Raw genomic sequence first — 15,056 nt, 5'->3', positions numbered from 1 at the left:
CTGTCCCTCTTTCTTTTTAGTAAGATATTCATTATACTAGTGTAACTAGAACTTAATGAATAAAGAGGCGAATTAAGTGGTCCGATATAGAAAAAAGACACGAATTATCACACCATTTCAACTACTTGTAACTTATTATTTTATAGCCATTGCATCCTCTTTCTTATTATTGAGAATACCAGCAGTATACCAAGATCATGTTGAAATTTCTCTTGTCGATACGTTATTTACAGCTGTTAGTGCAGTAAGTGTGACAGGATTAACAGTATTTGATATAGCATCGACTTTTACTCCTTTTGGAATGGTTATATTATTAATAATACTTCAACTTGGTGCCATTGGTATTATGTCGCTAGGTACTTTTTTATGGATTATTACAGGTAAAAGAATTGGAATGCGCGAAAGACAATTAATCATGATTGATTACAATCAGTACAATTTATCGGGTGTTGTTCAATTATTAAAAGAAATCGTAAAAATTCTTTTCATCATTGAAGCTATTGGTGCACTTATTTTATCGATTCATTATCACCAATATTTTGATACGTGGAATGAAGCGTTTAAACATGGAGTGTTTGCATCGATTTCTGCAACAACAAACGGTGGATTTGATATAACGGGAGATAGTTTAAGACCGTTCCATTCGGATTACTTTGTTCAATTTATTACAATGATTCTTATTGTACTTGGAGCCATCGGATTTCCAGTTTTAATTGAATTGAAAAACTTTTTGTTCCGTAAAGATCCAACGTTTAGATTTAGTTTATTTACAAAAATAACAACATTAACTTATGGCATTTTATTTGTGGCAGGTTCGTTCATCATTCTAATAATCGAATCTTTCCAATCCTTTAAAGGAATGTCTTGGCATGAAAAATTATTTACTGCTATGTTCCATTCCATTTCAACTAGATCAGGCGGATTGACTACATTTGATATTACTCAATTTAGTGAGGCAACGGATATTTTCTTAAGTTTTCTAATGTTCATCGGATCCTCTCCTAGTTCGGTAGGAGGTGGTATTCGGACGACAACTTTTGCGTTAGCGATTTTATTTTTAATCAATTTTGCGAACGGTCGTACAGAGATCCAATTATTTGGGCGTGAAATTTATTTAATTGATATTTTCCGTTCATATGCAGTGATTATTTTAGCATTCTTTATGGTAATGATTGCAACGATGATCTTGTTAATTACAGAACCGGCAGCAACAACGACCCAAATTATATTTGAAATTACGTCTGCCTTCGGAACATCGGGTATGTCCCTTGGAATAACGGAACATCTTTCGACGGAAGGGAAATTCGTAATGATGATTTTAATGTTTATCGGTCGAGTAGGTTTAATTTCCTTCTTATATACTTTAGGAGGGAAAGCGGAGAAAGCTCCTTACCGTTACCCGAAAGAACGAGTAATTATCGGATAAATTACGAATATTTCTTCTAAAAGAGGTTAAACATTGTTTAACCTTTTTTTGCTTTAATTTGTCATTTCCTTATTATTTAAAACTTAGCATGAAACAAATTAAATTAAGATAAAATAAGCATATGAAGAAAATAATCGCTTTTCTAACTTTTTTCATCACTTTTAGTTCCTTAATGATTGTGTTGGCACAACCGCAAGATGACTTTCTTATTATCGCTCATCGTGGGGCGAATGATGTAGCTCCCGAGCATTCCGAAACAGCATATAAAGTGGCCATAGAAAGACAAGCTGATTATATTGAAATTGATTTAAGGATGACAAAAGATGGACATCTAGTAGCGTTACATGATCATTCTGTTGACAGAACAACTAATGGGACGGGAGACGTATCGGAGAAGACATTAGCTGATATAAAAAAATTAAGCTTAAAAAATGAGGAAAAGATTTTAACTTTGGAGGAAATCTTCACTAAATTTGCAAATACTACAAATTATTATATTGAGACGAGGCTCGTCAATTACAAGGCGAAGATGGAAGAACCACTTATTCAGTTAATTAATAAATATGGTTTACAACAACAAGTAATGATTGGCTCTTTCTCTGAAAAAAGCTTATTAAAAATAAGGGAACTCAATCAAAACATTCCCCTTGTATATACGGTTTTAAATGACAATGTCAAATATTTGGATGTTAGTCGCATTAAGCAATATGCTATGGCCATTGCACCAAATGCAAACCAAATTAATAAGGAGTTTGTTGATCGAATGCATTCAGAAGGATTAAAGGTGTATGTATGGTTCTTTCATGATAATGAACAAGATTTAATGATGAATACTTTGTTATTAAATGTGGATGGCGTTTTTACAGACTTTATGAATGAAACGAAAGCATTGATGAACATAATAGAGGATTATGGAACTTGATGGTAAAAATAAAATAAGAATGTTGAAAATTAGGTCTCATAAATATTTTATGAGGCTTTTTTCTTTTACATTTCGGTAATTATCGATATGAAAATTCATTAAGGGAATTATATTTTTTTGTAAAAAAATACTATATATATAGTGAATTTATTATTTCTACATATTTATTAAATAAAAATTATGCCCATAGTGGTTTAAATTCAAATGAATTTGGGTATAAAGGACGGGGAATTCGAGATTACATTTTGTTGTGATAAGGAAATTTTACATAGAACTTATTACACATTGATAGCAAAATATTGTAAATTAAAATGGAAAATTAATATTATTTCGTTAGTTAGTTAAATAAAATGATATTCATTACCCATTTTATTACCAAATGAAGTATGAAATAATTTGTTATAAATATATATTAAGAATATTTTGTAAAATTAAAAAAAGGAAGTCATAAATAGAACTTCTAATTAATAGAATAGATATGAATGAATTGCGTGTTAGAGAGTATTTTTCCAAATGGAAGGGATTGGTGTATGCAAAATGGTGAAAACTGTTAGACCTATATTTAGGAAATTGTTTAAAACCGTTAATGATCCAGTGCTTATTTTAAATACTTCTTGTCAGATTGAGTCAATTAATGACTTTGCAGCGCAACTGTTAAATATAGATCCTACAATAAGACAGGAATTACCGATGGACGAGTTATCAAAGGCTCGCTGGAATGATTTTGTGTCGAAAATCCAGAAAGAATTAGGTGGCTTTTGCAATTTAAATATAAAAATCGGAAAAAACAAATTTAAAGAAATTCGATTAATGGGATATTTTCACGAACAGAAGAACCTTGTCTTTGCTAGAATTGCTTTAATGACTGAAAAACGTACTTTAGTAAGTCAAAAAAGTAACCTCGATATTTATTCGATGTTTAATGATATATCCCATGGCATCATTTTATCTGATAAAAATGGATATATTTTGGATGCAAATGATATGGCACTTGAGTATTTCCAATGTGGAAAAAAACATCTCATTAACAAACAACACGAAATGATTTTTGAAATGCTAAACGATTATGAATATAGCAAGTTACAATATTTCGCAAATCTTCTCAACACTGGACGAGCTTCTGTTCATGTTTCAAGTATGAATAAACACGGGGAAGATATTTATTTAAAACTAGACAGTAAATTTAATTATAAAATGAATATAGTTGTTACAACTATGACAGATGAAACAGAAAAGATGTTATTAAAGCAGAAGCTTGAACAACAAGAAAGTCAAGATAGTATTGGACAAATGGCTGCTAGTATTGCCCATGAAATTCGCAATCCCCTCACGTCTCTAAAAGGTTTTCTAGAGTTAATTAAAATTAACTCTTCCGATGAAAATTTGAGTTATTTAAACATCATGGATTCCGAATTACAAAGAATGGATGAAATTTTAAATGAAATATTATATTTGTCCAAACCAAAACAAACCCAATATGAACAAATTTCGGTATTTCAAGTTGTACATGATGTCGTAGAACTAATGATTCCATTCGCACTGCAAAACAATATTATGTTGAAAATAGATAGCTATAATTATTATAGTTTGAACATTTTAGGGAGTAGTACGCGACTAAAACAGATGCTTATTAATTTAGTGAAAAATGCTATAGAGGTAATGACAGATGGCGGTACTATTATTATTAAACTTGAAACAAATAATGATGGGATTGATGTCTCTGTAATTGATGAAGGTCCAGGTCTCACAGATACAGAAATCAATCAATTGTTTACACCATTTTATACAACAAAGCCGACAGGAACAGGTCTTGGTCTACCTTTAGTAAAGAAAGTGATTGAAGAACATAATGGATCGATTAAAATAGAAAGTTCCGTTGGGAAAGGGACAACCTTTAAAATTTCATTACCAATTTGTGATGAGAAGATTATTTGTACAGAAGAAGAAAATATAATCGATGTATGGTTAGAAAATGAAACCTTAGATCGATTACCAGTTGTTTAAAAAACAATACCCGTTACTTGCTTTGCAAAACTTTCTTTTTATCGCTATAATTCATGTATATCTAGATAAAAAGGATGTTTTGTCATGTCTACAAATGAAATTAAGCAATCGCTTAAATTGTATATAGTTTTATCACGAGCGAATAAAGCCATAAACGAAGTGACGAATCAATTTTTCCAACAGCACGGTTTAAATCCGACTGAATTTGCCGTTCTAGAACTACTTTATCATAAAGGACGTCAACCCCTTCAACAAATTGGTAATAAAATTTTGTTAGCAAGTGGTTCAATCACGTATGTTATTGATAAGTTAGAAAAAAGAGGATATCTACAACGGGTATCTTGTCCTTCCGATCGCCGTGTTACTTTTGCTGATATAACAGAAGCGGGTTCAGAATTTATGAAACAGCTTTTCCCTGAACATGAGCAAAATTTACATGAATTGTTAAGTGTGCTCACAACTGAGGAAAAGGATACGGCAATTGAGCTGTTGAAAAAACTAGGATTATCTATAAAGGATTTATCATATTAAAAGGAGTTGTCTCATTTCAGCATGAGACAACTCCTTTTGACTTGTTATAAAATTCATCCATATCATTATAGTAAAATAGTAAAAAGTTAAGTGATCATAGTGAACATCGAAACTTCTGTTTTAGTTTACTTTATGATTAGTAGAAAGGTAAAATCATAAACAATAACAAAATGAATACTTCATGGGACACGATAATAAGAGGCATACTTTTTTTCCACTCATAAAGCGTACCCCAAACGAGTCCCGTTAATAGGGCTACTAAAATACCGGGGAAAAATCCACTAAAACTAAAGGATAACGCAAATAAAATACTAGTAATAATAACTGCTATTTTTGGTGAAACCCATTTTTTTAATTGTTGTTGAACATATCCACGCCAAAACAGTTCTTCACCTACGACAATTATGAAAATAAGTAAAAGATAATGCCAGATATTGTTTGGACCGTATGTTTCTAAAAAACTTTGAACGTTGTTTTCTATGCTTCCATTTAAATTCGTTAGGATTAGATAGCCAAGGCGGACAATACCGTATAAAATAGTGCTATATCCAATACCAAATAATAAATATTTCCAAGTTGGAAGTTCATCTTTAAAATTCCCATTTAAAATCGCTATGGCCATTCCTACAAGAAGGGTAAAGGTATAAAGATACCAAAAAATACTTGCTTCTTTAAAAGTGAAAAATAGCATGACATAAATGAAAATGAAAGAAAGAAGGAGTCCAGCTAATTGTTTTGATATTTTCATTGGGTAATGACCTCCTTTTGACTATTTTAACAAAAAAAAATTTCCCTATCATCTTTTAGTAAATGAAAAGGGAAATTAAATTAATATAAATACTGATCTGCCAATTAATTACCACCTGGATGATTTAATATTTTGTATCGCTTGTGATTAACTACTGTTTTTTCTTCCATATCGAGGTCATGGAAATTATCCATAATCGTTAAGTCGACAATGACAGAGTTTTCGTTAACTTTCTCAACGACCCCTTGTAATCCTTCTTTAAACTCGACAATATTTCCAACTTCTGCTATTTTCATAAGAGTCAGCTCCTTATTGACTAATATTAAGAAAGTTTGCATGAAAATCTGGAAAAAGTAAATACATTTTCGAATAATTAATTAATTTTATTTAAATTTTTATAAAGGAAGTATGTAGTTATGATGGAAAAATATAAAAAAATGATTGAACAACTAAAATCAGGGGAAGTGAAAAGTGTTGAGATATCAAAAGAAGAATTTTTACAGTTCCGGGAAGTGTTAGTGAAAGATGAAATGTTTAAACATTTTCGTGGAGAGGCACAGCAGGGAGGAAATGTAATCTTCACTTTTTTAGAAGTGCCTAGAAGCTAGACCATGTCGAACTTTGTCAACCGATTTCCTCCCTTATTTTACTGGAAAACTTTATAATATAATCATCTTTATTTTTTAGGAGGAGTCTTCTTGGGAAAAGACCTTTTAAAAGAACTGGAAAAGAAGAGACAAATGATGATTAAATCTGGGCTTGAGTACGGTCTACAGAACCCAAAAACGATTCGGTTGAGTAAAGAATTAGACCGGCTTATGAATCAGTATGAAGATGAAGATTTTAAAAGTAACGATGACTATTATTATGTACAATAATAAATAAAAATTTTTTGGAGTAATTGTTTAAAGAATGAAATAAGTGGATATATTATAAATGAACACAGCAACATTCTCATTTCCCCCTTTAAGAGCAGAAGAGATTATCTTCTGCTCTCTTTTTATTTTCTTTGTTTTGTAAAAATCCCCTTAATTCTTTATGCTATATCTCTACAAAAGTTTGTTTATTTGCTAAACTACATTAAAGTGGAAAATATTGTTGCTTTATTTCAGCGGAAAAAGGAGTAATGGAAATGACGTTACATAACAAAAAAATAGCATTTATCGGAACAGGCGTAATGGGAGCAAGTATTGTGAAACATTTATTAAAAGCGAATTTTGACGTTACAGTATACTCCCGTACAAAATCTAAAACAAACAACTTAATTGATTTAGGTGCAAATTGGGCGTCTACACCAAAAGAAGCGGCAGCTGGGAAAGATATTATTTTTACAATGGTTGGTTTCCCTTCTGATGTGGAAGAAGTTTATAGCGGGCAAGATGGAATATTACAAGCAGCAAAAGAAGGCGCTATTGTAGTCGATATGACGACATCCGAACCGACATTAGCAAAGAAATTATATACAATGGCGAAAGAAAAGGGAATTTTCAGTATGGATGCTCCTGTATCGGGTGGTGACGTTGGAGCACAAAATGGAACGCTTTCCATTATGGTTGGTGGAGATAAAGAAATCTTTGATGAGTTGCTACCGATTCTACAAATATTTGGTTCGAATATAGTATATCAAGGAGGACCTGGTGCAGGACAGCATACGAAAATGTGTAACCAATTATTAATTGCTACAAACATGATCGGTGTTTGCGAATCCATTGCCTATGCCTTAAAAGCTGGATTAGATATTGAGAAGGTTCTCCAATCCATTTCTACAGGTGCCGCTGGATCTTGGTCTTTAAGTAACTTAGGCCCACGGATGATTAAAGGCGATTTAGAACCAGGATTTTATGTGAAACATTTTATTAAGGATATGAAGATTGCTATTGAAGAAGCAGAAAGAATGGATTTAGATTTACCGGGGGTCAAACTGTCAAAACAGCTTTATAACACTTTACTAGAAAAAGGGTATGGTGAGAAGGGGACTCAAGCATTAATCAAGTATTATGTGGAAGATTAAAAATTAATGTTTTTTGGTGGGTATCAAAATACATTTAGGAGCGAGTGCTTTGGGGAAAACGTATCATAATAACAGCGCTAAACCAAGAGGTCCTATTGCCTTATATTTATCTCTACCTATATTATCTTGGGCTTTCTATGATTTCGCTAATACAATCTTTTCATCAAATATCAATACAATTTTTTTTCCGTTTTACATGGATGAAGTATTAGGGACAGATGAAGTGAGACAACAAGTTGCAAGTACTTTTATATCATATGCGAATGCAGTAGCAAGCTTTTTTTTAGTTGTGTTTTCACCCCTTTTTGGAGTGTGGATTGATCAAACGGGCTATAAAAAAAGATTTATTGCTTGGTTTGCGTCCATTTCCATCTTCTTTACTTTTATGATGGGGATTTTGGCGAGTATTAATTTTGGCATTAGTTCTACGGGTATTCCACTAAGTCTATTTTTTGTAGTAATAAGTTTCGTTATAGCAAAATTTTTCTTTAATTCAAGTTTAGTATTTTATGATTCGATGATGGCGGATCTTGGAACTAAAGAAGAGATGCCCCTTATTTCTGGATTTGGTGTAGCAATCGGCTATTTAGGAACGATTTTTGGGTTGTTCGTTTATTTATTAGTAAACGATGGCGATTTCCACCGTTCCTTTATTCCTACAGCAATTATGTATCTTCTTTTTTCTTTACCTTTATTTATCTTTATAAAAGATAAGCCAATACCAAAAGAAAAAAGGAAGAAGATTAAGTTTATTGAAGGGTATAAGGAAATCTATCAAACGTTTAAAGAAATGAAAAAGTATAAATCAATCTTTACATTTATGATTACGTACTTTTTCTTAAACGATGCAATTGCGACAACCATTGCGATGATGGCGATATATGCAACGGCAATTGTCGGTTTTACTTCAGGCCAATTTATTATTCTCTATTTAGTGAGTACCGTTTCAACAATTATTGGCTCCTTTGTATTTGGTTATATAACAAAGTCAATCGGGGCAAAACGTGCTATAACCATTGTTGCTGTGATTATGTCCCTTGCACTTCTTTTAGCGGTCTTTGCAACGGCACAGTGGATGTTTTGGGTTGCAGGAAGTATGTTTGGAGTATCTCTTGGTTCAATGTGGGTGACATCTAGAACGCTTATTATTGAGATGTCACCAGAAGATAAACGGGGCCAATTTTTCGGGTTATTTGCATTTTCAGGAAAGGTTTCTTCAATTATCGGACCTGCACTTTATGGTACGGTGACATTACTTCTAAAGGACTATGGGACTTTAGCTAGTAGAGTAGCCTTAGGTTCTTTACTAATCTTAACAATTATCGGTCTCTATATTCATTTGTATGTAAGTCCTAAAAATCAAAATCAAGAGTAGGAGAAAAGGCTTCCCTATGATACAATCTATTTATAAATAGATGGTTTTTACCATTACGATTTAATAGTTATATCGTAGTAGGGAAAGGGGCAAAATATTTTGGAACAAAAAGGGATTTTATTAGAAAGTGGTACTAATGAACTAGAAATAGTTGAATTTGAAGTGGCGAGCAATAAATTTTGTATAAACGTTATAAAAGTTAAAGAAATTATTCAGCCTATTCCAGTTACGTTTATTCCACATGCCCATCCACATGTTGAAGGAATTATACAATTACGAGGTGAAGTTTTACCTGTTGTAGATATGTTAAAAGTTCTAGGGATTTCCAATGCTTCTTATAGTTCTCAACAAAAATATATTGTTGCAGAATTTAATAAGCAAAAGGTTGTTTTCCATGTGGATAATGTTACACAAATTCATCGTATATCCTGGAATGCTATTGAGAAACCTTCCGATATGTATCAAGGAGGTTCGTCACAAGTAATAGGGGTTATTAAGCAAAATGATTCGATGATTCTATTATTAGATTTTGAAAAGATAATGGTGGATATCAATCCGGAATCTGGTATCAATGTAAATTCTGTAAGAAAGCTTGGTAAGCGTGATCGTTCAGAGAAAAAAATTATCATTGCGGAAGATTCACCGCTATTAAGAAAACTATTACATGATACGATGAATGAAGCAGGTTATGTAAATTTAGAGTTTTTCGAAAATGGCCAAGATGCATATGACTATTTAGAAACGTTAACTGAAACAAATCGTGCCATTGAGGAACATGTCCAATTAGTTATTACAGATATTGAAATGCCTCAAATGGATGGTCATCATTTTACTAAAAAAATAAAATCCCATTCGGAACTGGGGAAATTGCCTGTGATCATTTTCTCAAGTTTAATTACAAATGATCTTCGTCATAAAGGCGAAGCAGTTGGAGCTGACGAGCAAATTAGTAAACCGGAGATAGCAGAGCTTATCTTAAAAGTAGATGAACTAATTCTATAAAGGCTAGAATAGGTATCCTTAAATTATATATTTCCTTTCCGCGGTCGGATACTTTAAATAAGTTTCCGGCCGTTATCTTTTTAATCTCCTTTTCTTGGTTATGGTAAACTAATGAAAATTAGTAATAGTCTACTTCTCTAATATTGGTCATTTTACAAGTTAGTAGACGAATTAATATAAATTAAAATAGACGAAATGGTGTTTTTCACCGTTTAAAGTCTGACTAATTCAACCATTCTGAAAAGAGAGGTAAAATTGATTAATGTTGAAAGAGATGTGATACCTATGGATAGATTAAAAACAGCGATTATCGATATTGGATCAAATACGATACGTCTAGTTGTTTATGAATATAACCATTTAGAAGGCTTACGAGAACTAGGAAATTTTAAAACAGTTGCTAGATTACGTACATATATTCAGCCGAATGGTGATATGTCTGAGCAAGGAATTCAATTATTAGTAAATACGTTGAAAACATTTAAAGAAATTATGAGTGATTTCGACGTTATGGACATTAAAATAACAGCAACTGCAGCCATCCGCCAAGCAAAAAACAATCAAATGATTATTCGTTATATAGAAAAAGAAACAGCTCTGAAAATTGAATTACTTACAGAGGAAGAGGAAGCTTATTTTGGCTTTTTAGCCGTTGCCCATACAATGGACACCCCTTCAGCTGTCACAATCGATATTGGTGGCGGTTCAACAGAAATTACATTATTTGAAAATAAGAAAATAATAAAAGCATTTAGTTTTCCCTTTGGAACTGTTTCATTAAAACAAAAATTCGTTTCAGGCGACATCATGAATATAGAAGAAAAAAAATTGTTACGTCAATTTGTAATGGATCAGTTCCAACAATTAAATTGGATTCAACAGATAGATTTACCTGTCATTGGAATTGGTGGTAGTGCTCGAAATGTTGCCCAAATTCATCAACAACTCATTAATTACCCTATTTCGGGGGTACATCAATATGAATTAAAACGCGCTGAATTAACGAGTCTTGTTAACTATATTGAAAGAATGAGTTTTGAACAATTAAAACAATTGGATGGATTATCTTCTGATCGTGCAGATATTATTGGAGTTGCGTTGGAAGTTTTCCAAGTTTTATTGTTCGTTGTCAATGCACCATCCTTTCAAATAAGTAAAAAAGGTTTGCGGGAAGGCATTATGATTAATCGAGTACTTCAAGATGACCCATCAGCTTATGATAAATATCAAGTATATGAACATAATGCGAAAAGGCTTATCTATCGGTATGGTCGTTCTGAAGAGGAGTGTCGATTTCTACAACTGATAACAGAACAATTTTATAAGGAAAGTTGTCGGTTAAATTTATTAACTTTTAATGATTATCATTTACAATTAATAAAAAAAGCAGCTCCAGTTTATGCCATTGGCGATTATATTGAGCAAGATTCATCCAATCAGCATACGTTTTATTTACTAGCTAACCAATCAATTGCAGGCTTGAATCATCTTGATCGAGTTAAACTTGCATTAATGGCTTCATATAAAAATAAAGATTATTTTAGAAGATTTGCATCACCATTTTCCTCTTGGTTAACTAAAGAGGAAATGAAAGTATTAAAAGACTATGGTGCCATTTTAAAATTTATTTATTCTTTAAATGTAACAAAACGGAATATTGTTCAATCAATTGAATTGAAAAAAGTGGATGATACCATTCATGTATTAATATTGGTAAATCGTGATCCGATGACGGAAGTATATCAGTCTGACCGACAAAAAAAGCATATTGAACGTGTTTTCAAGAAACCGGTGAAAATTCATTTTTATAAAAAGGGTGAAATGTGATGACGAAAGATTTCCAATTGGAGATGCCTCGCGGAACAGATGTGGAAGAGGCCACTTCCTATGAGCGGATGTTAGAAGAGATAGCAAAGCCACATTATTATAATAACCGTGAGTTAAGCTGGTTAGCGTTTAATGAACGTGTTTTAGAAGAAGCAGAAGATATACAAAACCCATTACTTGAACGGTTAAAATTTTTAGCTATTTTTAGCTCCAATTTAGATGAATTTTTTATGGTTCGTGTAGCAGGTTTACAAGATCAAGTAAGGGCAGGTTTTCATAAACCTGAAAACAAATCCGGTCTTACTCCAAAAGAACAGCTAACGAAAATTGCGAAAAGAACACAAGCGCTCGTAAAGAGGCAAATGGAAGTACTCCGTCATTTAATTTACGATTTATTACCTCAAGAAGGGGTATATATTTCCGATTTTAAATTATTAAATGAAAAACAAAAACAATATGTAAACGAGCTATTTGAAGAAACGATTTTTCCGGTTTTAACTCCAGTTGCAGTAGATGCGTATCGACCGTTCCCAACCTTACTTGGAAGAACGTTAAACTTGCTTGTCATGTTGGAGGAAAATGGTATTAGTGATGATAACGAAAAAGTTGCGATCGTTCAAGTACCTTCGGTATTAGATCGCTTTATCGAGGTACCAAGTGAAAATGATGAAAAGGTATTTGTGCTGTTAGAAGACGTCATTACAAGTCATATTGATCAATTGTTTTATGGATATAAAGTGAAATCAGCCCAAGCTTTCCGTTTAACGAGAAATGCCGATTTAACTATTCATGAAGAGGGGGCACAAGATTTACTCGTTGAAATAGAAAAAGAGTTGAAAAAAAGAAAGTGGGGCGTCGGTAGCCGTTTGGAAGTACGGGACGGCGAGATGAGTGATGAAGTGCTCGACTATTTATTAGAAGAGTTTGAAATTGAAGAATCGGATGTATTTAAAATAGACGGACCATTAGATTTAACTTTTTTATTCAGTTTTGTGAAAAAAATATCTTTTAGTCTTGAACATTTGGAATATGAAAGCTTTATTCCACAACGACCGAAGGATTTGAATTCTGATGAAGATATATTTGAAAAAGCGTTAACGCAAGATATATTCTTCCATCACCCTTATGAATCCTTTGAACCAATTGTGGAGTTTATAACGGATGCAGCTGTCGATCCAACAGTATTAGCAATTAAACAAACTTTGTACCGAGTAAGCGGTAATTCTCCTATTATAACAGCATTAAAGCAAGCAGCAGAAAATGGTAAACAAGTGACCGTTCTAGTAGAATTAAAGGCCCGATTTGATGAGGAAAACAATGTACATTGGGCTAAAGAGCTTGAGCAAGCTGGATGTCTTGTTATTTACGGGGTAAACAATTTAAAAACCCATTCGAAAATTACCCTTGTTGTTAGGAGAAAACATGGGAAAATTGAGCGCTTCGTCCATTTAGGAACAGGAAATTATAATGACGCTACTGCCAAAATCTATACAGATATGGGCATTATAACGACTGATAAAGAGTTCGGAATTGATGCAACAAACTTTTTCAATTATTTAAGTGGCTATACAGAAAAGCCAAAATATCATCATTTAGTTGTAGCTCCTTTTGACATCCGCGATGAATTTATTCGATTAATCGACGAAGAAATACGGATGCATCAAGAGCATGGGAATGGTTTTATCCGTGCTAAAATGAATTCATTAACAGATAAAGAGCTAATCATGAAAATGTATGAAGCATCGATTAAAGGGGTAAAGATAGAGCTTATTATAAGAGGAATATGTTGTTTACGGCCGGGTATCCCAGGTATTAGCGAAAATATAAATGTAACGAGTATTGTCGGACGATTTTTAGAACATTCTAGAATTTTTTGGTTCCATCATAACGGGGAAAATAAAGTTTTCTTATCTTCTGCTGATATGATGACACGCAATATGGTGAAAAGGGTAGAAATTTTATTCCCGATATATTCTGAAGATATTAAACAACGTGTAATGGAAATTTTTATAACACAAATGGCGGATACTGAAAAGGCACGGATTCAAGATGCAAATGGCGAATATCATTATAAAGAAATTAGTAATAATCGTGCCAAGCTCAATTCGCAAGAACACTTTTTGTTAGAGGCAATGAGTTCTGTTATTGTAGAAGATTAATAAATTGAACAAACCAACAAATTTTATCTGTAAAAATTTGTTGGTTTTTTTGTATTGAGAGAAAATGTTTTTCTATATATTCTGATAATTGAATGACATTCGACTATCTTTATAGTAAAATTGGAAGTGAATGGTTATTCATTTTGGGAATGGGGGATGTGTGTATGTTAAATAAAGAGACTTATATTATTACAGGTGGTTCTAGTGGAATGGGACTAGCTATGGCAAAACAATTTGTGCAAGAAGGGGCTAATGTTGTGATAACTGGACGGGATTTAGAACGTCTGGAAAACGCAAAAAAAGAAATTTTATCCTATGGTTCAACGATAGAGACATTCCAAATGGATGTTCGACAAATTGAGCATGTAAAAGGAATGGTTCAATTTGCAATCGAACGCTTTGGAAAAATTGATGGTTTAGTCAATAATGCAGCAGGAAACTTTATCGTAGCTGCTGAAAATTTATCGCCAAATGGTTGGAAAGCGGTAATAGATATTGTATTAAACGGTACTTTTTACTGTACATCCGAAGTAGGCAAGTATTGGATTGAACAAGGAATTAAAGGGAAAATTTTAAATATGGTTGCTACTTATGCTTGGGGGGCTGGTGCAGGAGTTATTCATTCAGCAGCTGCAAAAGCAGGTGTTTTATCATTAACACGCTCCCTTGCAGTTGAATGGGGACATAAATATGGAATTCGTGTCAATGCCATTGCACCAGGGCCAATTGAGAGAACAGGTGGAGCAGGGAAACTTTGGGAATCGGAAGAGCAAGCAAAACGAACGGTTCATTCTGTTCCATTAAAGAGACTGGGGACGCCAGAAGAAATAGCAGAATTAGCTACATTTATTATGTCCGAGAAAGCTTCTTATATGAATGGTGAATGTGTCACTTTAGACGGAGGACAGTGGTTAAACCAATATCCTTTTTAGTAGTAATTAGTAAAGTGAATCAAAACTAGATAGATTTCCTTTGAAAAAATGAATTAAAGAACTTCTTTTTTCTAAAAGAATAAAACAAAGCACCGTCGACTCATACTAAGTACACTTTC

14 protein-coding genes are annotated in these 15,056 nt (G+C 32.8%); 12 read left to right on the top strand and 2 right to left on the bottom strand.

The window, feature by feature from the left end; all coding sequences use genetic code 11:
• Positions 1-76: 76 nt before the first annotated feature.
• The 4 genes from H9636_RS08190 (at position 77) to H9636_RS08175 (ending at position 4,883) form a co-directional block, all read left to right on the top strand.
• Positions 77-1,426, top strand: a complete 1,350-nt coding sequence (locus tag H9636_RS08190) for a TrkH family potassium uptake protein (protein ID WP_191707135.1) — start codon at positions 77-79, stop codon at positions 1,424-1,426.
• A 121-nt stretch (positions 1,427-1,547) separates the two neighbouring features.
• Positions 1,548-2,348, top strand: a complete 801-nt coding sequence (locus H9636_RS08185; protein ID WP_191707134.1) for a glycerophosphodiester phosphodiesterase — start codon at positions 1,548-1,550, stop codon at positions 2,346-2,348.
• 537 nt (positions 2,349-2,885) lie between these two features.
• Entirely contained in the window at positions 2,886-4,352 is a 1,467-nt protein-coding gene (locus H9636_RS08180; protein ID WP_191707133.1) for an ATP-binding protein, read from the top strand.
• Between the two features lie 84 nt (positions 4,353-4,436).
• Positions 4,437-4,883 carry a MarR family winged helix-turn-helix transcriptional regulator gene (locus H9636_RS08175; protein WP_191707132.1) on the top strand — a complete coding sequence of 149 codons (447 nt, stop codon included), beginning with the start codon at positions 4,437-4,439 and terminating at the stop codon, positions 4,881-4,883.
• A 136-nt stretch (positions 4,884-5,019) separates the two neighbouring features.
• Here the strand turns inward: H9636_RS08175 and H9636_RS08170 are convergent, their stop codons facing one another.
• On the bottom strand, positions 5,020-5,631 hold the full coding sequence (locus H9636_RS08170) for a CPBP family intramembrane glutamic endopeptidase (protein WP_191707131.1): 612 nt from the start codon (positions 5,629-5,631) through the stop codon (positions 5,020-5,022).
• 104 nt (positions 5,632-5,735) lie between these two features.
• Positions 5,736-5,927: a YkvS family protein gene (locus H9636_RS08165; RefSeq protein ID WP_122972411.1), complete on the bottom strand. Its 192-nt coding sequence runs from the start codon at positions 5,925-5,927 to the stop codon at positions 5,736-5,738.
• Positions 5,928-6,050: 123 nt separating this feature from the next.
• Between H9636_RS08165 and H9636_RS08160 the strand changes: the two genes are divergently transcribed.
• From H9636_RS08160 to fadH, 8 genes are all read left to right on the top strand, one after another.
• A complete protein-coding gene (locus H9636_RS08160; RefSeq protein WP_191707181.1) occupies positions 6,051-6,239 on the top strand; it encodes a hypothetical protein in 189 nt (62 codons plus the stop codon).
• Between the two features lie 90 nt (positions 6,240-6,329).
• Positions 6,330-6,509, top strand: a complete 180-nt coding sequence (locus tag H9636_RS08155; RefSeq protein WP_191707130.1) for an aspartyl-phosphate phosphatase Spo0E family protein — start codon at positions 6,330-6,332, stop codon at positions 6,507-6,509.
• Between the two features lie 248 nt (positions 6,510-6,757).
• The gene (locus tag H9636_RS08150) at positions 6,758-7,642 is read left to right on the top strand and encodes an NAD(P)-dependent oxidoreductase (protein WP_191707129.1); all 885 of its coding nucleotides are present in this window, start codon (positions 6,758-6,760) and stop codon (positions 7,640-7,642) included.
• A gap of 49 nt (positions 7,643-7,691) precedes the next feature.
• Entirely contained in the window at positions 7,692-9,017 is a 1,326-nt protein-coding gene (locus H9636_RS08145) for an MFS transporter (protein ID WP_191707128.1), read from the top strand.
• Positions 9,018-9,116: 99 nt separating this feature from the next.
• The gene (locus tag H9636_RS08140) at positions 9,117-10,019 is read left to right on the top strand and encodes a chemotaxis protein (protein ID WP_191707127.1); all 903 of its coding nucleotides are present in this window, start codon (positions 9,117-9,119) and stop codon (positions 10,017-10,019) included.
• Between the two features lie 285 nt (positions 10,020-10,304).
• Positions 10,305-11,846 (top strand): Ppx/GppA family phosphatase, encoded by a 1,542-nt coding sequence (locus H9636_RS08135; RefSeq protein WP_191707126.1) that lies wholly within the window; start codon positions 10,305-10,307, stop codon positions 11,844-11,846.
• A 23-nt stretch (positions 11,847-11,869) separates the two neighbouring features.
• Positions 11,870-14,005, top strand: a complete 2,136-nt coding sequence (locus H9636_RS08130) for an RNA degradosome polyphosphate kinase (protein WP_263604147.1) — start codon at positions 11,870-11,872, stop codon at positions 14,003-14,005.
• A 164-nt stretch (positions 14,006-14,169) separates the two neighbouring features.
• The gene (fadH, locus tag H9636_RS08125) at positions 14,170-14,937 is read left to right on the top strand and encodes a 2,4-dienoyl-CoA reductase (protein WP_191707125.1); all 768 of its coding nucleotides are present in this window, start codon (positions 14,170-14,172) and stop codon (positions 14,935-14,937) included.
• The last annotated feature ends 119 nt before the right edge of the window (positions 14,938-15,056 follow it).

Source organism: Ureibacillus galli, assembly GCF_014836845.1.
Taxonomy (GTDB): domain Bacteria; phylum Bacillota; class Bacilli; order Bacillales_A; family Planococcaceae; genus Ureibacillus; species Ureibacillus galli.
The sequence above is the reverse complement of the archived record's forward strand: the minus strand, read 5'-3'. Positions and strand labels throughout refer to the sequence as shown.

Excerpts from the sequence above, each read along its gene's own strand:
- H9636_RS08185 (WP_191707134.1), top strand. The coding sequence starts at position 1,548 with ATGAAGAAAATAATCGCTTTTCTAACTTTTTTCATCACTTTTAGTTCC.
- H9636_RS08180 (WP_191707133.1), top strand. The coding sequence starts at position 2,886 with ATGGTGAAAACTGTTAGACCTATATTTAGGAAATTGTTTAAAACCGTT.
- H9636_RS08175 (WP_191707132.1), top strand. The coding sequence starts at position 4,437 with ATGTCTACAAATGAAATTAAGCAATCGCTTAAATTGTATATAGTTTTA.
- H9636_RS08170 (WP_191707131.1), bottom strand. The coding sequence starts at position 5,631 with ATGAAAATATCAAAACAATTAGCTGGACTCCTTCTTTCTTTCATTTTC.
- H9636_RS08165 (WP_122972411.1), bottom strand. The coding sequence starts at position 5,927 with ATGAAAATAGCAGAAGTTGGAAATATTGTCGAGTTTAAAGAAGGATTA.
- H9636_RS08160 (WP_191707181.1), top strand. The coding sequence starts at position 6,051 with ATGGAAAAATATAAAAAAATGATTGAACAACTAAAATCAGGGGAAGTG.
- H9636_RS08150 (WP_191707129.1), top strand. The coding sequence starts at position 6,758 with ATGGAAATGACGTTACATAACAAAAAAATAGCATTTATCGGAACAGGC.
- H9636_RS08135 (WP_191707126.1), top strand. The coding sequence starts at position 10,305 with ATGGATAGATTAAAAACAGCGATTATCGATATTGGATCAAATACGATA.
- H9636_RS08130 (WP_263604147.1), top strand. The coding sequence starts at position 11,870 with ATGCCTCGCGGAACAGATGTGGAAGAGGCCACTTCCTATGAGCGGATG.
- fadH (WP_191707125.1), top strand. The coding sequence starts at position 14,170 with ATGTTAAATAAAGAGACTTATATTATTACAGGTGGTTCTAGTGGAATG.